We start from the raw sequence: 24,899 nt of genomic DNA on the forward strand, positions 1-24,899 counted from the left end.
GTTGAAAGAATTTTAGCTAAGTGCTTGAATAATGGCGGAGAGAGGGGGATTTGAACCCCCGGTAGAGTTGCCCCTACTCCAGTTTTCGAGACTGGTCCGTTCAGCCGCTCCGGCATCTCTCCTTCAAGTGCTTGCTATCATGCCCCTTTTTGCGGCATTTTTACAGGGTTAGCCTCCTGCCGAATGTTCAAGTGACGACTTAACGAGCAATACGATGATTAAATGGCCGTGGAAAACGCATCAACCGCAAGCGGAAACGCTTGCCCAGTGGCAAGACGCGCTGGCTATTCCCCTGCTCTCTCCACTGGATAAGCAGGAACAACAGCGGCTGATTGCCGTTGCCGGGCAAATTTTACAACTAAAACGCATTGTCCCCTTGCAGGGGCTGGTGCTGACCTCACAAATGCAGGCACGTATTGCCCTGCTGTTCGCTTTGCCGGTGCTGGAACTGGGGGCCGAGTGCCTCGACGGCTTCAATGAGATCCTGCTTTACCCTACACCGTTCGTGGTGGAAGACGAATGGCAGGACGACTTCGGCCTGGTTCACTCCGGGCCGGTGGTGCAGTCCGGTCAGAGCTGGGAACAGGGGCCGATCGTGCTTAACTGGCAGGATGTGCAGGACTCTTTTGATCTCTCCGGCTTTAACCTGGTGATCCACGAAGCGGTACACAAGCTGGATATGCGCAACGGTGGCAGCGCCACCGGCATCCCACCGATTCCGCTGCGCGATATCGCTGCCTGGGAACATGACCTGCATGCCGCGATGGAAAACCTGCAGGATGAGATCGACATGGTCGGCGAAGAAGCCGCCAGCATGGACGCCTACGCCGCCACCGATCCGGCCGAGTGCTTTGCGGTACTGTCGGAGTATTTTTTCAGTGCGCCCGAGCTGCTGGCCAACCGTTTCCCACTGCTGTACCAGCATTTCTGCCGCTTCTATAAACAGGATCCGCTGGCACGCTTGCAGCGGTTGCAGGCCGAAGATGACGCAGAACAGCCATAAGTCGGCTCGCATTGCTCAGATGCTGAGCAGTCGCACCGAATCGGCGATTTTAGCGTTGACACATTCTGGGTGGCTGGATATGATGCGCCCCGTTCAGACAATTCCTCTGTAGTTCAGTCGGTAGAACGGCGGACTGTTAATCCGTATGTCACTGGTTCGAGTCCAGTCAGAGGAGCCAAATTCGAAAGACCCGCTTAAGGAAACTTAGGCGGGTCTTTTGCCATCCAAGCGTTTAACGCCTGCCATTTTTGTCTTCTCTCATCCTGTTGATCTTCTGTTTTTCCTCACATATAGTTAGGCACCATACTACATATGGACCCAATCGTGAAACTCGAAAAAAAATACCTGTCTCTGCTCCAGGAAGCTCAGCGGCGTCAGCTTCCTGACCAGGACAATATCCGGCTGTGTTTTCAGACACTTTCACTAGCCTCCGCCATCGATCGTGACTGCGCCTCACTACTGGCACCTCATGCCTTGTCTGAAGGCCGCTTCGTCATGCTGTTCTTGCTTGATGCAGCCTCAGAAGGGTTGGCCCCCAATGAGCTGGCCGAAAAAGCAGGAGTCACCCGTGCTACGGTCACGGGTCTGCTAAACGGCCTGGAACGTGAGTGCCTGATTGAGCGCCAGACCGATGCCAGTGACGGTCGTGCATTACGAATCCAATTGACGCCTCATGGACAACAGGTTGCCAGAATGGTTTTCGAACAACATAGCCACTGGATCGCTGGCCTGTTCGGAAACCTCTCCACTGCAGAGCGAACTCAGTTGGCTCTGTTACTCGATAAAGTCGCCGCCAATGTAACGTCTGCCCAAAAGGAATAATCGATATGTGCCATTCTGTCACTCGTAAAGGAGCAAGCCGAGCTGCAGACATTACCCCCGATATTTTGGATGCGCTATCCCGTGGTGAGCTGCAGAGCGCCACCCTGGTTGAAGTATTGGCGCTTGACCAAAGGTTATTGCTAGGTACCGTTTTCCCAGCCCTGTCACCACAAGCACGGCTTGCCGCCGAAGAGGCTTGTCAGTTGGGTATCGTCAAGCGAATGGAGGGGATTGCCCGCGTTTTGTTGAGCGATCTCGGTGCCACTGGCATCAACCCTTGCCTGTCGCACAGCTCAGACACTGTGCGCGGCTGGGCCTGTTTCATGATCGGGGCACAGTCTGGAACATCCTTAACCGAGAGGTTGGATGCCATCCGCCCGCTGGCTGACGACGCCCATTTCGGTGTCCGTGAATGGGCTTGGCTGGCAGTTCGTCCGCATTTGGTGAAAGCGTTAGATGAGGCTATCGAACACTTGGCGACGTGGGCACGCTCCCCCTCTGAGTATCTTCGCCGCTTCTCCAGCGAAGCATTACGGCCCCGCGGCGTCTGGTGTGCCCACATTGCCATACTTAAACAACAGCCTGAACGGGTATTGCCAATACTCTCCCTCTTAAGGGCTGATCCATCCACTTACGTTCAGGATTCAGTGGCTAACTGGCTTAACGATGCTGCCAAGGACAGGCCCGAATGGGTCGCAGATTTGTGTCAGCAATGGCTGCAAGACTCTCCGCCCACCGCGACACGGCGTATCTGCCAACGTGCCATGCGCAATCTGAAATGAAGGCAATTCAGGCCCCTCGGATGGTTTCGCGCCAGACAAAATCGGCATGGTACAGTCGGGTTTCACCCGGCATCTCGTGGCCCAGCGCCGGCATCATACTCTCCTCTTTCTTCTCTTCCGCCATCAGCCAGGCAACCGAATCCTGAGCAAATAACGCCACCGGCTGGGTAAAGGTGGTGAGGTTGTAAGAGGACCAGGCCGCCTGGGGAATATCGTCGTAGCCCGCCACGCAAAGATCTTCTGGAATACGCAGTCCAAAGCGATGGCGCGCCTCATCCATAAAGCCGCAGGCCAATAAATCCGTGACGCAGAACACCGCATCGGGGCGCTCGCGACGGGTCAACAGCCGGTGCGCCAGGATCTGACCACTCTCATACGACGTCGTGCCAAAGCGCTCGACGCTTACCTGTAGCCCCGCCGCTTCCGCCGCCTGCAGAAAACCGCGTTCACGCGCCATCAGGCTGGGTGTCCCGGCCAATGAGTTGGCAAAAGCGATGCGTTGGCAGCCCGCTCGGGCAAATGCCATCACCACCCGGCCGGCCGCCTCTTCGTTATCCAGCCGGATACTGAGTGAGCCAGGCAAGGTGTCATTACGGTTGATCAGCACCAGCCGCTGGCCGTGTTTATGGCACAGGCGGGCAATAGCGCTGTCCGGCATACCGGAAAGCACAAAAGAAGCATCGGCACGGAAGTTGATCGCCTGCTGCAACGCCTGGGAGACGCTGTCATCGGAGCGATCGGTGTTAATCAACATGGCGATCTTGCCCGCATCCTGCAAATGCTGGGTCAGCAAGCGGACCAGGCTGGCCCGATAGGGGGTCGCCAGCTCCGAAACGATCAGGCAGACGATGCCGCTGCGGTTACGCACCAATCCCCGCGCCAAATGGTTAACGTGATATCCCAGCTCTTCAGCCGCCCGCATCACCCTTTCGCGGGTGGCCGCCGATACGCTGGCACCGGGCGTATAAGTCCGCGAAACCGCCGAGCGGGAAACTCCGGCCAACTCCGCCACATCTTTCGCACTGATCATCGCCTTGTCCATCGCCATCTTCACATCCCTTCGTTTCGCATTCTGAGAAAAGTTTGCCGCATTTTGCAAAGCTGTGCAAATTTATATCGGTCAAAATGTTTCATTTTTGTGACGAGTAGGTTGAATTGTTTCACTGCGCGATTGACAGCGCAATTTATATCCTCTAGTTATTTGCACACACGTGCAAAAAGAATGGGCGACAACGTATCGCCCCCCTACACAACCAAGGAGAACACCATGCATCGCGTTACTCTGATGGCGGTCCTCGCCGCCGGCTCTGCACTCTCTGCCCTGCCTGCTCACGCAGCCGGGAAACTGAATATGATCTGTTCCGCCGACGTCGTGGTCTGCGAGCAAATGACCAATCTGTTTGAGAAACAACACCCGGATATCAAAGTCAGTATGGTGCGCCTCTCCGCCGGGGAAGCCTATGCACGTATTCGTACCGAAGCCCGTAACCCACGCACCGATATTTGGTGGGCCGGCACTGGCGACCCACATATGCAGGCCGCCGACGAAGGGTTAACCCAGCCCTATAAATCCCCGTTGCTTGATCAACAGCACGACTGGGCACGTAAACAGGCAGAAAGCGCCGGCTACCGCACCGTCGGTGTCTACGCTGGGGCGCTGGGTTGGGGGTACAACACCAAGTTGCTGGCAGAGAAAAAACTCAAGGTTCCGGCCTGCTGGAGTGACCTGCTGGATCCGGCCTACAAAGGCGAGATCCAGATGGCCAACCCGAACTCGTCCGGCACTGCTTACAACACCCTCGCCACACTGGTGCAAATCATGGGGGAAGAGCCAGCCTTCGACTACCTGAAAAAGCTCAACGCCAATATTTCACAGTACACAAAATCCGGCTCAGCACCGGTGAAAGCGGCTGCGCGGGGTGAAACCACCGTCGGTATCGTGTTTATGCATGATGCCGTCGCGATGCAGGTCGATGGCTTCCCGATCAAAGCGGTCGCCCCTTGCGAAGGCACCGGCTTTGAAATTGGCTCGATGTCGATCGTTAAAGGCGCACGCAACCTCAGCCAGGCCAAGGTGTGGTATGACTGGGCGCTCAGTGCCGATGCCCAGTCACACATGAAAGACGCCAAATCCTTCCAGTTGCCGTCCAATCGCAACGCGGCGATTTCCGAATATGCACCACGCTTCGAGAACATCAAACTGATCGATTACGACTTTAAAACCTACGGCGCGACAGAAAAACGCAAGGCACTGCTCAGCCGCTGGGATAAAGAGATCGGCGCCAGCGCCCAATAATTCACGTCCTTTTCCTCCCGTATGTGGCGCGCTCTGCGATAAACCAGGCGAGGCAACCCTCGCCTGTGCAAAGCGCGGTAACGGAAATATGAACTCTCGAGGTTACGATGAATGCTCAAAACCGCCGCCTTGACGGGGCCCTCGTGCTGGGCGCACTGGCCGTGTTATTGCTGCCCTGGTACAGCCAGGAAGCCGGGTTCTTCGACTTTGGCTGGCTTGGTACGCTGTGGCAGGATCAGGCAAGCGCGCCTGCGCTGTGGCAAATAATCACCTTTCAACGGCCCTGGCTGCTGATTGCTCTGCTGATGCTACTGGTTTGCGCACCGGCTCGTCTGTTGCCGGTAAGTCGCCTGCGTTCGCAATTGCTGATGGGGGCCAGCGTCATCGGCATCCTGTTTTTGCTGTTTGAAGGCCATGCCATTGGCTACAGCGGCTGGAACTGGCAGTGGAGCGAACAGCTGTTTGGCGCGCTCAGCGACGGCCAACCCGCCTTTGGCGCCGGTGCCATTTTGCTGATCACCACCTTTTTGCTGCTGTTCTCTTTTGCACTGGCCGAACGCGGCGTGCTAAAGGGGGATGCCTTTGTAGTGGCCGCCATTGTGCTGCTGGTCGCGCTGGTGACCACCTTCGTGCTTTATCCGGTGCTGAGCATGTTTGTCTCATCGGTACAGGACGTGGATGGGTCGTTTAAGCCCGACGGGCTGATCGCCAATATGCAGGATCCGGCCATCTGGAGCCTCGGCTGCCTGAAGGGTGCCAGTTGCGGTACCGCCTGGCGCACCCTGACCCTGGCACTGATGACCGCCAGCGGCTCTACGCTGCTCGGTCTGGCTTTTGCACTGGCCGCCACCCGCACGCCGCTGCCGTTCAAAAAAGGGCTGCGCCTGCTGACCATACTGCCGATCATCACGCCGCCGTTTGTGATTGGCCTGGCGCTGATGCTGCTATTTGGCCGCGCCGGGGTGGTCACCGAACTGCTCGCCAGCCTGTTTGGCATCGAGCCCGGCCGTTGGTTATACGGCCTGACCGGCATCTGGATTGCTCAGGTGCTCTCCTTCACCCCGATTGCCTTCCTGGTGCTGATTGGCGTGGTAGAAGGGGTGAGTCCTTCGCTCGAAGAAGCCTCACAGACACTGCGCGCTAACCGCTGGCGCACCTTCCGCTATGTTTCACTGCCGCTGATGGCGCCCGGCCTGGCCAACGCCTTCCTGATCAGCTTTATCGAAAGCATGGCGGACTTCGGTAATCCGATGGTGCTGGGGGGCAGCCACGGCGTGCTGTCGACCGAGATTTTCTTCTCGGTGGTCGGGGCGCAGAACGATCCAAGCCGCGCTGCCGTGCTGGCCATCATCCTGCTGTGCTTTACCCTCAGCGCTTTTATTTTGCAGCGCCTGTGGTTGGCGGGGAAAAACTTCGCCACCGTCACCGGTAAAGGGGACTCCGGCACGCACTGCGGGCTGCCACGCGGCTTGCGCTATGGCGTGTACGCGTTGGTGATCCCCTGGGGTCTGTTCACGCTGGTGGTCTACGGCATGATCCTGATCGGCGGCTTTGTCCAGTCGTGGGGGTTGGATAACAGCCTGACGCTGGGACATTACGCCCGCGCCTTCGGTTTCCAGTGGAACAACGGCCAGATAGCCTGGACCGGCGTCGCCTGGAACTCGTTCTGGACCACCCTGGAGATCGCGCTGATCGCCGCGCCGCTTACCGCCATCGTTGGCCTGCTCACCGCCTGGCTGATCGTGCGGCAGAAGTTTGCCGGTCGTCAGACCTTTGAGTTTATGCTGATGCTCAGCTTTGCCATCCCCGGCACGGTGATCGGCGTCAGCTACATCATGGCTTATAACCTGCCGCCACTGGAAATCACCGGTACTGCGCTGATCCTGGTTGCCTGCTTTGTGTTCCGTAATATGCCGGTCGGCGTACGCGGCGGGATCGCCGCCATGAGCCAACTGGATCGCAGCCTGGATGAAGCCTCGCTGACGCTGCGCGCCAGCAGTTTCCGCACCCTGCGCAAAGTGATCCTGCCGCTGCTGAAACCCGCCATCAGCGCAGCACTGGTATATGCCTTCGTGCGGGCCATTACCTCGATCAGTGCGGTGATCTTCCTGGTCAGCGCTCAGTACAACATGGCGACTTCCTACATCGTCGGGCTGGTCGAAAACGGGGAATACGGCGTGGCTATCGCCTACTCCTCGGTGCTTATCGTGGTGATGCTGGCGGTGATCCTCACCTTCCAGCTGCTGGTTGGCGAACGTCGCCTGCGCCGCGCCATCACTGCCACTCCGCCGGTGACGCCACCCGCGGCCTTACATCAGGAGAATGCCCTATGACTGCCATTCGTTCCGGCTCGGTGGTGTTTGAAAACGTCACCAAACAGTTTGCCGACTTCACTGCCCTACCCGGCCTTTCGCTCACCGTCGAACCCGGTACGCTGGTGACGCTGCTCGGCCCTTCGGGCTGTGGCAAAACCACCACCCTGCGCCTGCTGGCCGGTCTGGAGCACCCGACCTCGGGGCGCATTCTGATTGGTGGCAAAGACGTCACCCATCTGCCGGCCAATGAGCGCGACGTCGCCATGGTGTTCCAGTCCTACGCGCTGTTCCCGCATATGAACGCGCTGGACAACGTCATGTACGGCCTGCTGGCCAGCGGGCTGCCACGCAAAGAGGCGCAGGATCGGGCGCGCGAGGGGTTAAAACTGGTTGGGCTGGAAAATATGGGCCAACGCCTGCCCGCCGAACTGTCAGGCGGCCAACAGCAGCGCATCGCCGTGTCGCGCGCACTGGTCCTGGAACCCCAGGTGCTGCTGCTCGATGAGCCCTTATCCAACCTTGACGAACGGCTGCGTCGCCGCGTGCGCACCGAGATCCGCGATTTGCAACAGCGTCTCGGTTTCACCGCGGTGTATGTCACCCACGATCAGGAAGAGGCGCTGGCGGTCTCCGATAAGATTATCGTCATGAAAGAAGGGCATATTGCTCAACAGGGTGCGCCTCAGGAGCTGTATCACTCGCCGGCTTCAGTGTTTATTGCCGACTTTATGGGTGAGGCTAACATCCTGCCCTGCGACATTGAGCGGGTAGACAACGGCGAAGCACTAATCACCCTCGGCAGCCGTCAGTATCGGGTACCGGGTGCCAAAGCACGCCCCGGCGCTGCGCAGCTTTCGGTGCGGCCACAGTTTATTACCCTGCAGCCAGAGCAGAGCGGCGCATTAAACGGGGAAGTGACCCACAGCGCCTGGTTGGGGGACCATATCGAATATGAAGTGAAAACCGATCTCGGCGCGCTGTTTATTGTCGATGTGCAGATGGAACGCCAGCTGACGCCGACTACCCGCGTGGCCATTGATTTCAAATCTCAGGGACTGGCGCTGATTGCCCAGTGAACCTCAATACCTTAAGGAGCGAAGATGAGTGAGTCCATTTCCCAGCGTTTGACGCTGGCCGAACAGGCGGCACGTGCAGCAGGCGACAAAGCGCTGGACTATTTCAACCGCCGCGAAAGCCTGGTGATTGAAACCAAACGCGATGCGCAGGATGTGGTATCAATCGCCGACCGCGAAGTTGAACTGCTGATCCGCGAGCAGATAGCCCGCCAGTTCCCGGATGACGGTTTTCTGGGAGAAGAATTTGGTCTGCAACCGGGCCACTCTGGCTACACCTGGGTAGTAGATCCGATCGACGGCACCAGCCCCTTTGTTAACGGCATGCCGAACTGGTGTGTGTCGATTGCGGTGATCCATCAGGGTGAGCCTGTGATCGGAGTGATCGTCGCTCCCTGCCAGCAGGAGTGTTTTGTCGCGGCGCGCGGCGCGGGTGCCACCCTCAACGGTAAAACGCTGCAGGTGGATCCACAGCGCACCATGCAAAACCACGTCACCGGCTTTGGTGCCAACAGTTATGTGACACCGGAACGCGTTGGCGAGATCGCCGCCCAGATCACCGCGGTCGGTGGCAATTTTTTCCGTAACGGCTCCGGCGCCATGATGTTGGCCTGGGTGGCCGCAGGACGATTGGTGGGCTATTACGAACCTTATATGCATGCCTGGGATTGTCTGGCGGGTTACTGCCTGGTCAACGAAGCCGGTGGCTGGACCCATGCATTTAACACCGAAGGGGAACATTTGCTGCACGGTGGGCCGGTGCTGGCGGTCGCGCCAGGGGCCAAACAAGATTTAATGCGCATCGCGCAGCTGTAAATTGGTTGGGTTTCAACATCGGGGCGCAGCCTGCAGCGCCCCTGCTATTTATCGTTTACAACCCGCGTTTATCCATCAGTACCGCCAGATCCACCAGCCGGTTAGAGAAGCCCCACTCGTTGTCATACCAGGCCAGGATCTTGACCAGCTTGCCGCCAATAACCAGCGTGGAAAGCCCATCAATCACGGAAGAGCGTGGATCGCCTCTGTAGTCGCTCGACACCAACGGCTCATCGCTGTAGCCAAGAATATCCTTGAGAGGGCCGGATTCGGCCGCCTGGCGGAAAGCGGCGTTGATCTCTTCCACCGTCACCTCACGTTTCAGCGTGACCGTCAGGTCAACGATAGACACCACCGGTACCGGCACCCGCAGCGAGTAACCGGTCAGACGCCCCTCCAGCTCCGGGATCACCTTGCCGAGCGCTTTGGCCGCGCCGCTGGAGTAAGGCACAATCGACTCTGCTGCGGCGCGGGCACCGCGTAAGTCTTTTTCCGGTTGGTCATGCAATGCCTGACTGTTGGTGTAAGCATGGGTGGTATTCATCAGGCCGTATTCAATGCCGAAAGCTTGGTGCAATACCTGAGCGGCGGGTGCCAGACCGTTAGTGGTGCAGCTGCCGTTGCTGACGACAAAATGTTTGGCCGGATCGTATTGCTGATGGTTAACGCCCAGCACCAGGGTAATGTCGTCGCCCTTGGCCGGTGCCGAGATAATGACTCGCTTGGCTCCGCCTTTAGTGATGTGCACTTCAGCCTTGGCTTTGTCGGTAAAGAAACCCGTCGCCTCAATCACCACGTCGACACCCACGCTGCTCCATGGGATGGCGGCCGGATCTCTTTCGGAGAATACATGAATCGGACGACCATCGAGCAACAACTGGTTTTCACCGGCTTCAACCTGGGCGGCCAGAGTGCCCGAAAGCGAATCGTATTTGAGCAGGTGCGCCAGGGTTTTGCTGTCGGTCAAATCGTTAATCGCCACGACTTCAAAGTCATCGCGACCTAGCGCCGCACGCAAAACATTCCTGCCGATCCTGCCGAATCCATTAATGCCTACTTTGACCATGATCTACTCCTTCGTTATTGGCTCTGCTGCCAATTTAAGCCTGAGGGATGCGCGTCGTAAATGACGTTTACAGATCAATTTAGGCCAAAGTACGTGCGTGAAAACGTTCGCGGTACTCGGTCGGGGTCAGCTGCAAATGCCGTTCGAAGACACGCCGCAGATTGAGGCTATTGCCGAAACCGCTGGTGAGGGCAATTTGCTCAATGCCTGCCGAGCTCTGTTCCAGACGCTGTCGGGCGCTGTGCAAACGCCCTTCTTCGACAAATTTGGCCGGAGGAATACCGGCCTCACGCGTGAACACGCGGGTAAAGTTTCGTGGACTCATGGCAACCCGTTCGGCCAGTTTCTCAACGGAAAGATCTTCCGCCAGATTTTCCAGGATCCAGCACTGGAGATCGCGGATTGGGCCGGGGGTTTTAGCCTGATTTAACGGGTAACGGCTGAACTGCGCCTGCCCGCCGGGCCGACGCAAAAACATCACCAGGTCCTGCGCCACTTCGCGGGCCTGAGTAAAACCGTAATCGTCTTCCACCAGCGCCAGCGTCAGATCGAACCCGGAGCTGACGCCGCCGGAGGTCCAGACACTGCCGTCCTGCACATAGATCGGCCCATTTTCGACCAGCACTTTGGGGAATCGAGATTGCAAGGTGTCCAGCAACCGCCAGTGCGTGGTGGCACGACGGCCATCCAGCAACCCGGCTTCAGCAAGCAACAAGGCCCCGCCACAAACGGAGGCAATTCGGCGCGCTTTGGGTGCGGCACGACGTAGCCAATCCACCACAAAAGCACTTTCTTCCTCGGTCGCCCCTTTGCCGGTGACGATAATGGTGTCACGCGCTTGTTCTGGATCCAGATCGCAAAGACGATGGTCAGCCAACAGGTTCAAACCTGAGGACCCATGCACCACCCGATGAGACTGGGTAGTGACTATCGCTATCTGGTAGAGCGGCGCGTCATCGGGCCTCAAGCGGTTGGCTTGCATCAGGATGTCGGCGATCCCCGCCGACTCAAACAACATGCCCCCTTCAGGGACGATAATCAGAAATGTATGCATGTCGTTAAAATACAAATTGAGCAAAATAAGTCAAGCCCGCCGCAGAAACCTCAGGCGGGTTTTTGACTATGACCTAATTAGCGCCAATCCAGCGCAGGGGCGATATGAGTCAGGATCGACTCAATCACATGGGCGTTATACTCAACACCCAGCTGGTTTGGCACGGTCAGCAGCAAGGTGTCCGCCTCGGCAATTGCTTCGTCCTGCGCCAGTTGTTTGATCAACAGCTCCGGCTCGGCGGCATAGCTGCGGCCGAATATCGCCCGGGTCTGATCGCCGATATACCCCACCTGATCGCCGTCCTGCCCGCTATTGCCAAAATAGTTGCGATCCCGCTGGTCCATCAACGCAAAGATGCTGCGGCTGACCGACACGCGGGGTTCCCGTTTATGCCCGGCGACCTTCCAGGCTTCGCGATACGCGCGGATCTGCTTCGCTTGCTGCACGTGGAACGGCTCGCCGGTTTCGTCGTTTTTCAGCGTTGAGCTTTGCAGGTTCATCCCCAACTTCGCCGCCCAAATGGCCGTAGCATCCGAGCTGGCCCCCCACCAGATGCGATCCCTCAGCCCGGCGGAGAAAGGCTCCACCCGCAGCAAGCCCGGCGGATTCGGGAACATCGGCTGCGGGCTAGGTTCGGCGAATCCTTCGCCACGCAACGCATCAAGCAGCACTTCGGTGTGGCGGCGAGCCATATCGGCTTCGGTCTCGCCTTCGGCCGGGGTATAGCCAAAGTAACGCCAACCATCAATCACCTGCTCGGGAGAGCCGCGACTGATGCCAAGCTGCAAGCGCCCGCCTGAAATCAGGTCGGCGGCGCCGGCGTCTTCCACCATATACAGCGGGTTTTCATAACGCATGTCGATCACGCCGGTACCGATTTCAATGCGCTGGGTTTTGGCACCGATGGCGGCCAACAGCGGAAATGGCGAGCCAAGTTGGCGCGCGAAGTGGTGTACGCGGAAATAGGCCCCGTCCGCCCCCAGCTCTTCTGCCGCGACGGCAAGATCGATGGATTGCAACAGTGCATCGCCAGCCGAGCGGGTGCCCGACTGCGACGAAGGCGTCCAGTGACCAAAAGAGAGAAATCCAATTTTCTTCATGGGTAGTGTCCTTAGAGTGAATTATGACCGGAATACAGTGACAAACATGCCCCCCTGCAAGCCAGAAAAATTGTATTGGACCGCACTAAACGAACCGTTTTCGGCTAGGAAAAACCTTAATGCCGGGTGCCCTTATCCACCGTCCGGGCATTGTAATCAAAAAGTAAATATCGTATAACAGGCTCCTCCGAGGGGTGTCCTGTAAAGGGCTGAGATGGCGTAAGCCGAACCCTTTGAACCTGATCTGGGTCATGCCAGCGAAGGGACGGGTCGGCAATAACACCATCAGTTATTGCCCGTTCTTACCTCAGCACGCCCGGATCTCCACTTAATTTTTGGAGGTCCCATGTTTACCCCCCAATTCGACGACGGTCTTTACGGACGGTTGCGCCAACAGGCCGGTAGCCACTGGCAGGACTATGTCGCTCATCCCTTTATTCAGCAACTGGCCGTCGGTACCTTGCCGGAACCCGCTTTCCGTCGCTATCTGACCCAGGATTATCTGTTTCTGATCCACTTTGCCCGCGCCTACGCGCTGCTGGTCAGCAAGCTGCGCACCCTGCCGGAGATGCGCGCAGCCACCGCCTCGCTCAATGCGATTGTCGCCGAACTGCCTTTGCATCTGGCCTATTGCGCCGACTGGGGGCTGAGCGAGCCGCAGATTGCCGCCGAACCCGAGGCAGCGGAGACCCTCAACTACACCCGCTATGTGCTCGATATCGGTCACGCCGGTGATGCCCTGGATCTGCTGGCAGCCCTGCTGCCCTGCGTCGCCGGCTATGCCGAGATTGGCCTACGCCTGCTCAACGATCCCGCCACGGTGATGGAAGCTAATCCTTATGCCTCGTGGATCCGCAACTATGGCGATCCGGCCTATCTGGCCGGGGTGCAGGCCGCGCTCGACCTGCTGGAAAACGTTGGCCGCCAGCGTGGGGCTGAGAGCCGCCTGGCCGAGCTGTCGGTGATTTTCACCACCGCCACCCGGCTGGAATCCGCCTTCTGGCAAATGGGGCTGAATGCCCAATGAGTATAGGCAATGCGCAGCACGATGGCGTCCGGCCGGGTATTCAGGTGCGGGATTTAACCCTGCGCTTTGGTCAGCAGGTGATTTTCGACCGGCTTAGTTTTGATATCGCAGGCGGCAGCTTTGTCACCCTGCTCGGTGCCAGCGGTGCGGGGAAAACCAGCCTGCTAAAGATTATTGCCGGGCTGGCGAAACCCACCGCAGGTACGGTCATCGGCAGCGATGGCCAGCCGATTGCCGGGCGCATCGCCTATATGGGGCAAAAAGATTTGCTCTATCCGTGGCTGACCATTGACCAGAACATTAGCCTCGGTGCGCGGCTACGCGGCGAAAAGGTCGATCGCCCCTGGGCGGAGCACCTGCTGGAACGCGTGGGGCTGAACGGTTATGGCAACGCTCTGCCTGCTGCGCTATCCGGTGGCATGCGCCAGCGCGCCGCCATCGCCCGTACCCTGTATGAACGCCAGCCGATTGTGCTGATGGATGAACCCTTTTCGGCGCTGGACACCATAACCCGCGCCATGATCCAGACGCTGGCCGCCGACCTGCTGGCGCAGCATACCGTGTTGCTGATTACTCATGACCCGATGGAGGCCTGCCGCCTTAGTCATCGCCTGCTGGTGCTGTCCCGTTACCCCGCAGGTATCGACGATAGCCATATTATCGAAGGCCTGCCGCCGCGTGCGCCGGACGATCCTCAACTGCTGAAAAGCCAGAGCGAGTTACTGCTGCAACTGGTGAGGGCTGCCGGATGACGCCGCAGGTAGAAAGCCGCCTGTCACGGATGCGCCGCAGCCTGACGGTGTTTGCCGGCCTGTTACTGCTGTGGGGGTTGGTCACTTTGGGCGATATTCCCGCCTTTTTGCTGCCGTCCCCCTCTGCGGTAGCGCAGGCGCTGTGGAATGACCGGGCCTACCTCGCTTATCACACGCTGATCACCGCCGCCGAGATCGCCTGCGGCCTGCTGGCCGGGGTGTTGCTCGGTGCCGTGCTGGCGCTGTGCATGATTTATTCCCCACGGCTGCAACGCTGGCTGATGCCCCTGGTGCTGACCAGCCAGGCGATACCGGTGTTTGCGCTGGCCCCTCTGCTGGTGCTGTGGTTTGGCTTTGGCATGAGCGCCAAAGTAGTGATGGCGGTGCTGGTGATCTTCTTCCCGGTCACCTCGGCCTTCTTCGACGGGCTGCGCCGGGTCAATAACGATTATCTCGATCTGGCCCGCACCCTGCGCGCCTCCCCCTGGGCCCAACTGCGGCACGTGCGGCTGATGGCGGCGCTGCCGGCCTTTGGTTCCGGGCTGCGGATGGCCGCTGCCGTCGCCCCGATTGGCGCGATTATCGGTGAATGGGTGGGCTCGGCGGAGGGGCTGGGTTATGTGATGCTTAACGCCAACGCGCGCATGCAGACCGACATCTGTTTCGCCGCGTTGTTTATTCTGGTGCTGATGACCGTCTTGCTTTGGGTGACGGTGGACGCGCTGCTGCTGCGCCTGATCAACTGGGCGCCGGAACATGACTGAAAATAAGGGATCCACAATGATTAAAAATACCCTGTGCGGCCTGATATTTAGCGCCACGCTGGCCGGACAAGCCACCGCCGCTGAAAAACTGACGCTGGTGCTCGACTGGTATATCAACCCTGACCACGCGCCGATTATGGTGGCCGAGCAGATCGGTGCCTTCAAGGCCGAAGGGCTGGACGTCAAGATCGTGCCACCTTCCGATCCGGCGCTGCCACCGCGGCTGGTGGCGGCAAAACAGGCCGATCTGGCGATCACCTATCAGCCACAGCTGCATTTCTTCGCCGATCAGGGCCTGCCGCTAGTGCGCGTAGGCACCCTGATTAATTCACCGCTGAATACCGTGATTACGCTGGATAAAAGTATCACCACCCCGGCGGGTCTTAAGGGCAAAAAAATTGGCTATTCGGTCAGCGGTATCGAGCAGGCCACGCTGGCAACCATGTTCAAACATGAACACCTCAACCCTGACGACGGCAAGTTGATCAACGTTAATTTCCAACTGACCAGCGCCCTGATGGCGGGCCAGGTTGATGCGGTGATTGGCGGTTATCGCAATATTGAAGCGCTGGAACTCAAACTGCAGGGCAAGGATCCGGTGGTGTTTAACGTGGAAGACTACGGGGTTCCGACTTACGACGAACTGATCATCGTCGCCAATCGCGACGCGGTGACCGAGCCGAAAATCAAAAAATTCCTCGTGGCACTGAAAAAAGGCAACGACTACCTGCAGGCCCACCCGCAGGAAAGCTGGCTAGCGTTCGCCAAGGCCCATCCGGAACTGAATACCGAGCTGAACAAACAGGCCTGGCAGGCCAGCCTGCCATTGTTCGCCCGCGATCCGGCCAGGCTGGATAAAGCCCGCTATCAGGCCTACGAACAATTCCTGTTCGACAATAAGCTGATCAAGAAAATCACCCCGGTAGAGCAATATGCGGTGGAGCTGTACTAAGGGCTCGCATTGCCTGTTGCCCTCACCCTAACCCTCTCCCCTGGGAGAGGGTATATTTTGCGCTATCAGGCAGAAGGGGCCAGGGTCACATCCCCCTGGCCGCTGCGCTGCAGGGCCTGCAGCACCAGCCCGTTTGCCTTGCACCGCTCCACAAATTCGCGCACATAGGCCGCCCCGGCTGTTTTTTCTCGCGGCACCGCCATCGCCTGGTGGATCGCGGTGAAATGCCCGGCCAGCACCCGGTAAGCCGGATTTGCCGCTGCGGCGGCCAGCAAAGGTTGACGCACGCCTGCTGCGGCATCCAGGCCCTGCTCCAGGAACAGGGTTATCGCCTCGGCGGAGGTCTCTGCTCGCACCAACTGCGCATGCTTTAAGGTACGTGACAAATACAGGTCATAGGCCGCGCCCTTGCCCACCGCGATGCGCACCTCAGGCCGATCCAACTCGGCCACCTGCTGCCAGGGTGACGCCTGTGCCAGCAAATAAGTGCCTTCAATGATCACATAAGGCGCGCTGAAAGCGATTTGTTCCGCCCGCACCGGCTCGATAGCCATAAAGGCCACATTCCAGGCCGAGGTTGCCAATGCGGCGAAAACCTTGCCCGCCGCGTCGTAAGTCACCAACTCCAATGCCACGCCCAGTTCATGCGCCAATGCGCTGGCTAAAACCACGGACACGCCCTGCGGTTCGCCATCCGGCCCCGTCTGCGCCAAAACCGGATTGCCAAGATTGATCGCCGCGCGCAGGACACCCTGTGGGGCCAGGTCAGCAAGTACGGCTACGGGAATAGGGTCCATGGTTATCTCCTTAATAATGAGTCACTGCGCCTCTTCAACGCGTCCCATTAATGTTATAGCCCAATATCGACTGAGCAGCATTTAACCGTGGCTCCCCCTGGAGACGTGACTGGCGTCACAGTATTGTCACAAAAATGACCAATCGTCCCCCGCCGCACTGGGCCGCGGCAAACACGCATTGACCCTGTCGCGGTCAATGCGCTATACCCTTCCTCTTTCGCGCTGTGCGCGGTTCAGCCGCGTTTCTCAGGGCAGTTAAGATTTTCTTTTTAATCAGACAGGGTACGGTGGATGGTTTCAGCATTAATTTCGTTTGCACTTTTTTTAGCCTCAATTCTCATCTACCGGACCCGGGCCGCCGCTAACCGCTGGTGGCTTGCCGCTCTGCTGACGCTGCTGGGGAGCTATCTGATCCTCAACGTGGTGCTGATCGCCAGTAACTACTTTACCGGCGACGGCATTACCGATGCGGTGCTCTACACTCTCACCAGCAGCCTGAAGGGCGCCGGCGTCGGCAAATACCTGCTGCCGTTTATTGGGCTGTTGGCGGTATTGGCACTGATTTTCGCCGTGCTGACCTGGAGCCTGGTGCGACGCAAGGCAAAAAGCAGCAGCGTGGTATATAGCGTGATCGCCGTGCTGCTGGCGCTTTTTTCCGTCGGCACCACCCCGGCCTTTCAGGATATTTCCCTGCTGGTCAGAAGCCAGATTAGCGGCGACACCGCCGACTTTGATACCTACTACAAAGCCCCGAAGAAGAGCGTGCAGGGCAAAGCACCGAACCTGGTATATATCTATGCCGAAAGCCTGGAAAGAACCTACCTGGATACGGATGTTTTCCCCGGCCTGGCCGATGAACTGAATCAGCACCGTGAAAACAGCATCGACTTCAGCAACACCCAGCAGTTGCCGGGCACCGGCTATACCATTGCCGGAATGGTGTCTTCACAGTGCGGTATTCCGCTGTTTGCCCCCTTTGATGGCAACGCCTCCAGCGCGGTGTCCACCTTTTATCCGGAAAACGTCTGCCTGGGCGACGTGCTGAAATCCGCCGGTTACGACAACTACTTTTATCAGGGTGCCGAACTGGCCTTTGCCGGTAAGGACACCTTCCTGAAATCGCACGGTTTTGATCATGCTTACGGCTTCAAGGAATTGCGCGGGCAGGTCAGCGACCCTGGCTACAAGAATGACTGGGGCTGGTACGACGATACCGTGCTGGATCTGGTGTTCAACAAGTTTGTCGAGCTGTCGAAACAGGATAAAAAGTTCTCGCTGTTTGCACTGACCGTCGACACCCATCATCCGGATGGTTTCATCTCCGCCAGTTGCAGCAAAAAGTCGTTCAGTTGGCAGAACAAGGAAAACCGTTCGCTGAGCGCAGTGGCTTGCAGCCAGCAGCACATTGCGGCGCTGATCGACAAAATCAAAGCGTCGGACTACTTCAAAAACACCGTCATCGTGGTGTCCTCAGATCATCTGGCGATGAACAACACCGCCTATGACATTCTGACCAAACAGAAACGCCGCAACCTGTTCTTTATCATTGATGGCACCCACCCGCAGACCACGCTGCATAACGAAAAGCGCAGTACGCTGGACAATGGTGCCACGGTGCTGGATGTGATGGGTGGCGATAACTACATCGGCCTCGGCCGCAGCAGCCTGTCCAGCCCAACGCTGACCACCGTGTTCCTGAATATTGATGAAAAGATCAACGCCTGGAAACCGGCGGTGGTGAAGCAATGGGGCTTCCCGAACAGCATTAGCAACTTTAGTTTGGACGACCAGGGCAGCCGTTTTACCTTCTCTGGCATCACCTTTAAGGTGCCGTTTATCCTGAAGGTGACGGACAACAAAATTGAGCCAATGTTTAACGTCTACCTGTCCACGCCGCTAAAAAAACAGCTGGCCGGTCTGGGAGCAGGTGAAAAATTTGTCTGGGTCGACAAATGCTATGAAATCGGTCGGGTGTGGGCACCCGAACTGGCGCTGAGTACCGAGACCTGCGTCGCCTCCGGCAATCTGGCCGCCCCACCGCAGATTGTGCAGGCCAAAGCGGGCAGCTATCGCGGCAAGGTCAACTTTACTGCGCCAGAAGCGGATAGCGTTGCCGCTTACCAACAGGCCGTCGATCGGCTGAAAGTGGACGACAGCGCGGTTAAATATCACGCGGACGCCATCGCCTTTATGCTGCCGGGTATGCCGGAACAGGTGAAGGCCATCACCGGCGTTTCCAGCGTCGAGGATTGGGGCCGCTGGTCAGACGCCAATCTTGCTCCGACGGTGAACATCGACTACGTTGACCCACTGCCATCCGCCTTCGATCTTGTGCTGCGCGCACGCGCTTACGGCAAAAATGTTGGTGAGCCGATCTCGGTACGCGTTGGGGATCAGGAGCAGTTTGTGACGCTCACTGAGCAGGACACCACCGTGACCCTGCGCTTCGACAACCCCGGCGGCGCGCAGAACATCAGCATCACGCCACCGGCACCGACCGAGCCGCAGGAAGGTGCCAGCGGGGGCTTTATACCGAAAAAACTGGGTATTGGCCTGGTCTCGCTGAAGGTCGAACAAGCCGCCCCCGCTTCCTGATCATCAGCTTGTCAGGGCGCTGCATGCAGCGCCCGTGTTAATCGTTCGCCCCCAACAGCAAATCTACCGGGAGCAGATTTGAACGCTGCCTTTTCTTTCCTCCGGTTCTATTTCTGCAAAGCTTTTGCGCCCATCTTCAGCTAACCTGTTGCAGTGAATTGATATCGGCATCCGCATGCCTCCCGCCGCAGAGCCGGGAGAACCCAGGAGAGAGTATGAGCAGTCAGCAATCCGGCACCGGCCTCACCCCCGCTCAGGCGATTGAACAACTGGAAGCGCTGTATGAAGCCTCGGTTGAAGCGCTGCGCCAGGCGGTTGGGGATTTTATCAGTCACGGCGGGCTACCCGACGCGCAGACCCGCGCAGCAGGGCTGTTTGTTTACCCTGAACTACGAGTCAGTTGGGATGGCAAATCGACCGGTCAGACCAAGACCCGCGCCTTCGGCCGCTTCACCCATACCGGCTGCTACACCACCACCATTACCCGACCACAGCTGTTTCGTCACTATCTGACCGAACAATTGACCATGTTGGCGGGGGAATATGATGCACATATTGAAGTACGGCCATCACAACAGGAAATCCCCTTCCCTTACGTGATCGACGGTTCCAATCTGATGTTGGATCGCTCGATGAGTGCCAGTCTGGCGCAGCATTTCCCTACTACCGAATTGGCGCAAATTGGTGACGAAACCGCTGACGGTCTGTTCAACGCCACCAGCACTTTCCCGCTTTCACACTTCGACGCATTGCGGGCCGATTTTTCACTGGCGCGGTTGCGGCACTACACCGGCACCCCGGTGGAGCATTTCCAGCCGTTCGTGCTGTTCACCAACTACACCCGCTACGTGGATGAATTTGTCCGCTGGGCCTGCGCCGAGATAGCCGATCCGGCCAGTCCTTATATTGCGCTGTCCAGCGCCGGTGGCATCTATATCACGCCGGAAACCACCGCGCCGGACCAGGCCGTGTCCGATCTGGCCTGGAAGAATCACCAGATGCCGGCCTACCACCTGATTTCTCGTACCGGCCAGGGCATTACCCTGATCAATATCGGCGTCGGCCCGTCCAACGCCAAAACCATCTGCGACCATCTGGCGGTATTGCGCCCCAGCGCCTGGCTGATGATTGGCCACTGCGGCGGCCTGCGCGAAAGCCAGTCGATTGGCGACTACGTGTTGGCCCACGCCTACCTGCGCGACGATCACGTGCTGGATTCGGTACTGCCACCGGACATCCCAATCCCCAGCATTGCCGAAGTACAGCGCGCGCTGTATGACGCCACCAAAATGGTCAGCGGCATGCCGGGCGAAGAGGTCAAACAGCGCCTGCGTACCGGCACCGTGGTCACCACCGACGACCGCAACTGGGAGCTGCGTTACTCGGCTTCGGCACTGCGCTTTAACCTCAGCCGCGCCGTGGCGGTAGACATGGAAAGCGCCACCATCGCCGCTCAGGGTTATCGGTTCCGGGTGCCTTACGGCACGTTGTTGTGCGTGTCCGACAAGCCGCTGCACGGCGAAATAAAACTGCCCGGCCAGGCCAACCGCTTCTATGAAGGCGCAATCTCGGAGCACCTGCAGATCGGTATCTGCGCGATCGATCTGCTGCGTGCAGAAGGCGATCGTTTGCACTCCCGCAAGCTGCGTACCTTTAACGAGCCACCTTTCCGCTAACGGCCGATCATCAAAGCCCGTTTCTGCGGGCTTTTTTTACTTTTAGCGCCCAGACCGTTGATGAACAGGCCGCAAATCTGTTACAACTGCGGCTTCTATTCCCCAGTCAGCCCCACACCTATGATTGTCAGACCTCAACAACACTGGTTCAGACGGCTTTTCGTCTGGCACGGCTCGGTGCTCTCCAAAATTTTGTTCCGCCTCAGCCTTAACGTGGCGATGTCGCTGGTCGCGGTGCTCTGTTTCCAGTGGTACGAACACCTGGGCGTCAAGCTGACCCTGGCTCCCTTCAGTTTGTTGGGCGTGGCGATTGCTATCTTTCTCGGCTTTCGTAACAGCGTCAGCTATGCACGCTTCACCGAGGCGCGGTTGCTGTGGGGCAGCCTGTTGATCGTCCAGCGTTCGCTGCTGCGCCAGATTAAAAGCCTGCTGCCGCAGCAGGACCAGGCGGCACATGAGTTTGCCGCCCTGCTGATGGCGTTTAGCTACTGCCTGAAACATCAGCTACGTGGTACTGATATCAGCGCAGACCTACAGCGCCTGCTACCTAATGCCGACCTGCGGGCGATTGGAAGCAGCGCTTCACCCTGTAACCGGCTGCTACTGATGATGGGTCAATGGTTGGGTGAGAAGCGGCAATCGGCCCAGTTGTCGGACGTGCTGTTTCATAGCATCGATCAGAATCTAAACCGCCTGTCGGAGATCCTCGGCGGCTGCGAACGCATCGCCAATACGCCGATCCCCTTCGCCTATAGCCTGATCGTTCACCGTACGGTTTATCTGTTCTGCACCCTGCTGCCCTTCGCGCTGGTGCCGGATCTGCACTATATGACGCCGCTGGTATCGGTATTTATCTCCTATACCTTCATCTCACTGGACTCGCTGGCGGAAGAACTGGAAGATCCTTTTGGTACCGCGGCCAACGATCTGCCGCTCAATGCCATGTGCAATGCGATTGAGATCAACCTGCGTGAAATGAATGATGAAACAGACTTGCCTGCCCCCGCGCAGCCAGACAGTCGTTACCAGCTCAGTTAATCTGTTACCGCTTCAGGCCGGTGAAAATCGCGCCTGAAGCCCCCAGTGACCGTTACTCCTGCCAGCCGCCACCCAGCGCACGGTAAAGATCGACCAGATTGGTCATCCCCGCCATCGGCAAGATTAAGCGGGAAAGTCTGTCCTGATTTACTGCACCAGCGCCAGCACGCGTTTTTCCTGACTGCGGCTGGCGGCGATCGACAGCAGGATCTCTTTCACCACCAGCGCCGGGGCCGACAGGGATTGCTGGCCGGAAATGCATAGCGAAAGCGGCACGCTCAATGACGGGGCATTGATACGCGCCATCCATGCCTTGGCCGGGCCAATCATCGCGCGGGCCACCGACTCTGGCAAAATGGTGGCGCCCAGGCCGCTGGCGATAGCCGCACTCAACGTGCCGGGGGATTCAATTTCACCAATCACATTAGCGGCCAATTTACGCACCGCCATGGCTTCATCCACCTGGCTACGTACTACGTCCCCCTCACGCGGCAGGAACAGATTCAGTCGCGCAACGTCCAGTAGTTCAACGCTGTTACCGGGATTCGGTACCGCACGCGTCGCCACCAGATAAAGATCTTCCCGCATTAACGCCGTGGCCTGCAAACCAGCAGGCATTTTAGCGCCGTAGATCACCGCCATATCCAAATTCTGGTTGGCGACCTGCCCGGCCAGCGTCGAACCAATATTCTCATTCAGGCTGAGCAAAATCCCCGGATGCTGATCGCGTACCGCCTGCAACAGCGGCAAAGCCAACTGTGACGCCAGGCTCCCCGGTGCCAACCCGACCGACACATGACCGCTCATTGCCTGCCCGGCGCTATTGACCGCGCTTTGCGCCTGTTCGCACTGGCGCAGAATAGTCTGGGCATGGGCATATAGAATATTACCGGCCTCGGTCGGCATTACGCCGCGCTTGGTGCGGATCAACAATTGCTGTTTCAGTTCGCCTTCCAGCGTGGCCAATTGTTGGCTGAGCGCCGGTTGAGCAATATGCAACACTTCTGCTGCCTGCGTCAGGCTACCGATATCGACGATTTTCACGAAATACTTAAGACGTCTGAAATTCATATTGCCTCCGTCGTGCCACTTAACTGCGTATCGCTAAACAACAGCAAGATCCGGGCCAGAGCGACGGAATAAGAGAAAACCTGAACTAATCGACGGAAAAATAAGAAAAAATGATAGTGGGCGATTTAATGGCTCACTCCACAACCGGCGAGAATAGCCAAAGCTTGCACCAGCATAAGGCATGCTGACACGACCCAGCGGAAGGTGCTGAACCACTGCGCAGCAGTGCAGCAATAAAAGCCATAAAAAGCAGCAGGTTGAATAATCTTGCAGCAAACGAAACGACAAGGCGTTTTCAGGCTTTACAAGCCCAGGCCCCCCCGTTATTATTCGCCCCGTTCACACGATTCCTCTGTAGTTCAGTCGGTAGAACGGCGGACTGTTAATCCGTATGTCACTGGTTCGAGTCCAGTCAGAGGAGCCAAATTAGAGAAGCCCGCTCGGGGAAACCTGAGCGGGCTTTTTGTTTTTTGCTTTTGGTTTTTGGGTTTTGCTGGAAGACCACCGAGAGCGAAAGCAAGAATGTGGTACATCATCCAAGCACTCTGTAGATCTCAGTGATCACCTGCATCGTTGCGTCTTCGATGGTTCCTTCATTACGACATAAAAACCAGCCGTGATTTGCAATTTCTCGCTCGAATGCCTTGGTACAAGCGACTTGCTCTTCCAGCTTATAAATCACCGTACTACTTAGCCCACGCGGCCGGGCCGCAGCCCTCGCCCATGAAATATCAGGCGCAGTAACAACCCCGACATGCAGGTCTGGCGTTCGCACGTTTCGTTCAATGTTAAGCTGTAAAATCTCTGTAAATGGCACCATCCGGCGAAACGCAGCATCCGACGGGTACCAGCGATCCATCAAGATAATGCTGTCTGGTGGCTGTTTAGTCAGCACTTGCTGGGAAATCCAGGCACGGCTATCTGCAAGGCGCTTACAAACTTCCAATTCCAAATCCAGGGAGGGATTTCTGGCGAGCTGGTTAACGAGGGCCATTGTTTCCCCCCTGTAGAGATCGCTTTTTTTCTCGCAAAGTCGGACCACCTTCTTGTTGTCTGCCCTTAGTACTTTCGTAATGGCCTCCAACAGTGTGGTTTTACCGGCTCCTTTGGGCCCATCCAGAGAAACAAACAGCTGACGACTCATTCTTGAAATGACGATTGATATAGGTTTTTTGTAAAGCTTGCATCTGGCAAAAACATCTTACTTCCTTCATATGAATAGCTGCTCCCTCTTCGCTCGTTGGAGTCGCTTGGCACGTCAGCGTGAACCTAATAGAGGCGGCAGTTGCTTACTGAAGCAATACTCTCAATTGCGCTAACAATCTGCTCACCATTGATTATCACATTGATGTCAGCTACGTCCACGACTGACACAAAGTGTGTCAGGCAGAAGTGACCTACAGGTCCGTGATGAGCGAGGAGCGGACGCCGGTGTGAAGTAAACAGGCGCCCAATATATTAGATTACTTAACTCGTTTCCCCTTTTCATCAATGACCTTTTCACCGTCCTCTTTGGTAAAAGAGCCTTTCTGACCTTCAGGTAGAATATCCAGTACAATTTCTGAGGGACGACAAAGACGCGTGCCAAGCGGCGTCACTACAACCGGTCGATTAATTAGGATCGGATGCTGAAGCATGAAATTAATCAACTGCTCATCAGAAAATTTGTCTTCATCAAGACCCAACAACTCATAAGGTTCAACGTTCTTACGCAGCAATGCGCGTACTGAAATCCCCATATCTGAAATCAGTTTGCTCAGTTCTTCACGCGTCGGGGGCGTATCGAGATAATAAATAATGGTTGGTTCGTTACCGCTGTTACGGATCATCTCCAGCGTGTTACGTGAGGTCCCACAGGCCGGGTTGTGATAGATGGTAATGTTGCTCATATCAATATCTC

The 24,899-nt window shown here is 57.4% G+C and carries 22 protein-coding genes, 3 tRNA genes and 1 riboswitch; of the genes, 16 read left to right on the forward strand and 9 right to left on the reverse strand.

What is annotated here, in order from left to right:
* Positions 1 to 32: 32 nt before the first annotated feature.
* Positions 33 to 122, reverse strand: a tRNA-Ser gene (locus F8R23_RS07005).
* 92 nt (positions 123 to 214) lie between these two features.
* Between F8R23_RS07005 and mtfA the strand changes: the two genes are divergently transcribed.
* The 4 genes from mtfA (at position 215) to F8R23_RS07025 (ending at position 2,607) form a co-directional block, all read left to right on the forward strand.
* The gene (mtfA, locus tag F8R23_RS07010) at positions 215 to 1,003 is read left to right on the forward strand and encodes a DgsA anti-repressor MtfA (RefSeq protein ID WP_129936829.1); all 789 of its coding nucleotides are present in this window, start codon (positions 215 to 217) and stop codon (positions 1,001 to 1,003) included.
* A gap of 102 nt (positions 1,004 to 1,105) precedes the next feature.
* Positions 1,106 to 1,181 (forward strand) — tRNA-Asn (locus F8R23_RS07015).
* Between the two features lie 146 nt (positions 1,182 to 1,327).
* A complete protein-coding gene (locus F8R23_RS07020; RefSeq protein ID WP_129936830.1) occupies positions 1,328 to 1,825 on the forward strand; it encodes a MarR family winged helix-turn-helix transcriptional regulator in 498 nt (165 codons plus the stop codon).
* Between the two features lie 5 nt (positions 1,826 to 1,830).
* Complete coding sequence (locus F8R23_RS07025) at positions 1,831 to 2,607, forward strand: DNA alkylation repair protein (protein WP_112349505.1); 777 nt, start codon at positions 1,831 to 1,833, stop codon at positions 2,605 to 2,607.
* A gap of 7 nt (positions 2,608 to 2,614) precedes the next feature.
* Here F8R23_RS07025 and F8R23_RS07030 read toward each other — a convergent pair whose 3' ends face one another.
* A complete protein-coding gene (locus F8R23_RS07030; RefSeq protein ID WP_129936832.1) occupies positions 2,615 to 3,655 on the reverse strand; it encodes a LacI family DNA-binding transcriptional regulator in 1,041 nt (346 codons plus the stop codon).
* A gap of 219 nt (positions 3,656 to 3,874) precedes the next feature.
* Between F8R23_RS07030 and F8R23_RS07035 the strand changes: the two genes are divergently transcribed.
* From F8R23_RS07035 to F8R23_RS07050, 4 genes are all read left to right on the forward strand, one after another.
* Entirely contained in the window at positions 3,875 to 4,903 is a 1,029-nt protein-coding gene (locus F8R23_RS07035; protein WP_085117452.1) for an ABC transporter substrate-binding protein, read from the forward strand.
* 107 nt (positions 4,904 to 5,010) lie between these two features.
* Positions 5,011 to 7,236 carry an ABC transporter permease gene (locus F8R23_RS07040; RefSeq protein WP_129936833.1) on the forward strand — a complete coding sequence of 742 codons (2,226 nt, stop codon included), beginning with the start codon at positions 5,011 to 5,013 and terminating at the stop codon, positions 7,234 to 7,236.
* Entirely contained in the window at positions 7,233 to 8,294 is a 1,062-nt protein-coding gene (locus F8R23_RS07045; RefSeq protein ID WP_085117454.1) for an ABC transporter ATP-binding protein, read from the forward strand. The genes F8R23_RS07040 and F8R23_RS07045 overlap by 4 nt, the downstream gene beginning before the upstream one ends.
* 24 nt (positions 8,295 to 8,318) lie before the next feature.
* Positions 8,319 to 9,107, forward strand: a complete 789-nt coding sequence (locus F8R23_RS07050; protein ID WP_129938332.1) for an inositol monophosphatase family protein — start codon at positions 8,319 to 8,321, stop codon at positions 9,105 to 9,107.
* 55 nt (positions 9,108 to 9,162) lie between these two features.
* On the opposite strand, the gene gap is transcribed toward F8R23_RS07050, so the two are convergent.
* The 3 genes from gap to F8R23_RS07065 all read right to left on the reverse strand — a co-directional run bounded on the left by gap (position 9,163) and on the right by F8R23_RS07065 (position 12,327).
* Entirely contained in the window at positions 9,163 to 10,173 is a 1,011-nt protein-coding gene (gap, locus tag F8R23_RS07055; RefSeq protein ID WP_085117456.1) for a type I glyceraldehyde-3-phosphate dehydrogenase, read from the reverse strand.
* 79 nt (positions 10,174 to 10,252) lie between these two features.
* A complete protein-coding gene (locus tag F8R23_RS07060; RefSeq protein ID WP_129936836.1) occupies positions 10,253 to 11,227 on the reverse strand; it encodes a GlxA family transcriptional regulator in 975 nt (324 codons plus the stop codon).
* Between the two features lie 77 nt (positions 11,228 to 11,304).
* The gene (locus F8R23_RS07065) at positions 11,305 to 12,327 is read right to left on the reverse strand and encodes an LLM class flavin-dependent oxidoreductase (RefSeq protein WP_112349500.1); all 1,023 of its coding nucleotides are present in this window, start codon (positions 12,325 to 12,327) and stop codon (positions 11,305 to 11,307) included.
* Between the two features lie 180 nt (positions 12,328 to 12,507).
* Positions 12,508 to 12,610, forward strand: a riboswitch (TPP riboswitch).
* A 63-nt stretch (positions 12,611 to 12,673) separates the two neighbouring features.
* Between F8R23_RS07065 and F8R23_RS07070 the strand changes: the two genes are divergently transcribed.
* From F8R23_RS07070 to F8R23_RS07085, 4 genes are read left to right on the forward strand one after another with little or no spacing between them, the layout of a single operon-like run.
* Positions 12,674 to 13,354, forward strand: a complete 681-nt coding sequence (locus F8R23_RS07070) for a TenA family protein (RefSeq protein ID WP_129936837.1) — start codon at positions 12,674 to 12,676, stop codon at positions 13,352 to 13,354.
* Positions 13,351 to 14,106, forward strand: coding sequence for an ABC transporter ATP-binding protein (locus F8R23_RS07075; protein WP_112349498.1), 756 nt, complete (start codon positions 13,351 to 13,353; stop codon positions 14,104 to 14,106). Before F8R23_RS07070 ends, F8R23_RS07075 begins: the two co-directional genes overlap by 4 nt.
* Positions 14,103 to 14,870 (forward strand): ABC transporter permease, encoded by a 768-nt coding sequence (locus F8R23_RS07080; RefSeq protein ID WP_151415429.1) that lies wholly within the window; start codon positions 14,103 to 14,105, stop codon positions 14,868 to 14,870. The genes F8R23_RS07075 and F8R23_RS07080 overlap by 4 nt, the downstream gene beginning before the upstream one ends.
* A 16-nt stretch (positions 14,871 to 14,886) precedes the next feature.
* Complete coding sequence (locus F8R23_RS07085; protein ID WP_129938334.1) at positions 14,887 to 15,822, forward strand: ABC transporter substrate-binding protein; 936 nt, start codon at positions 14,887 to 14,889, stop codon at positions 15,820 to 15,822.
* Between the two features lie 65 nt (positions 15,823 to 15,887).
* Here the strand turns inward: F8R23_RS07085 and F8R23_RS07090 are convergent, their stop codons facing one another.
* Positions 15,888 to 16,619: a transporter substrate-binding domain-containing protein gene (locus tag F8R23_RS07090; RefSeq protein ID WP_129936840.1), complete on the reverse strand. Its 732-nt coding sequence runs from the start codon at positions 16,617 to 16,619 to the stop codon at positions 15,888 to 15,890.
* 291 nt (positions 16,620 to 16,910) lie between these two features.
* Between F8R23_RS07090 and opgB the strand changes: the two genes are divergently transcribed.
* From opgB to F8R23_RS07105, 3 genes are all read left to right on the forward strand, one after another.
* Positions 16,911 to 19,214 (forward strand): phosphatidylglycerol--membrane-oligosaccharide glycerophosphotransferase, encoded by a 2,304-nt coding sequence (opgB, locus tag F8R23_RS07095; RefSeq protein ID WP_129936841.1) that lies wholly within the window; start codon positions 16,911 to 16,913, stop codon positions 19,212 to 19,214.
* Positions 19,215 to 19,429: 215 nt separating this feature from the next.
* Positions 19,430 to 20,890: an AMP nucleosidase gene (locus F8R23_RS07100; protein WP_112349493.1), complete on the forward strand. Its 1,461-nt coding sequence runs from the start codon at positions 19,430 to 19,432 to the stop codon at positions 20,888 to 20,890.
* A gap of 120 nt (positions 20,891 to 21,010) precedes the next feature.
* Positions 21,011 to 21,928 carry a bestrophin family protein gene (locus F8R23_RS07105; RefSeq protein WP_151415430.1) on the forward strand — a complete coding sequence of 306 codons (918 nt, stop codon included), beginning with the start codon at positions 21,011 to 21,013 and terminating at the stop codon, positions 21,926 to 21,928.
* 147 nt (positions 21,929 to 22,075) lie between these two features.
* On the opposite strand, the gene nac is transcribed toward F8R23_RS07105, so the two are convergent.
* Positions 22,076 to 22,999: a nitrogen assimilation transcriptional regulator NAC gene (gene nac, locus F8R23_RS07110; RefSeq protein ID WP_112349491.1), complete on the reverse strand. Its 924-nt coding sequence runs from the start codon at positions 22,997 to 22,999 to the stop codon at positions 22,076 to 22,078.
* Between the two features lie 348 nt (positions 23,000 to 23,347).
* Between nac and F8R23_RS07115 the strand changes: the two genes are divergently transcribed.
* Positions 23,348 to 23,423 (forward strand) — tRNA-Asn (locus F8R23_RS07115).
* Between the two features lie 108 nt (positions 23,424 to 23,531).
* Here F8R23_RS07115 and F8R23_RS07120 read toward each other — a convergent pair.
* The gene (locus F8R23_RS07120) at positions 23,532 to 24,143 is read right to left on the reverse strand and encodes a dTMP kinase (RefSeq protein WP_129936458.1); all 612 of its coding nucleotides are present in this window, start codon (positions 24,141 to 24,143) and stop codon (positions 23,532 to 23,534) included.
* Between the two features lie 319 nt (positions 24,144 to 24,462).
* Entirely contained in the window at positions 24,463 to 24,888 is a 426-nt protein-coding gene (gene arsC, locus F8R23_RS07125; RefSeq protein ID WP_129936459.1) for a glutaredoxin-dependent arsenate reductase, read from the reverse strand.
* Positions 24,889 to 24,899 lie beyond the last annotated feature (11 nt).

The organism is Serratia proteamaculans (genome assembly GCF_008830365.1).
In the GTDB taxonomy this organism is placed as follows: Bacteria; Pseudomonadota; Gammaproteobacteria; order Enterobacterales; family Enterobacteriaceae; genus Serratia; species Serratia proteamaculans.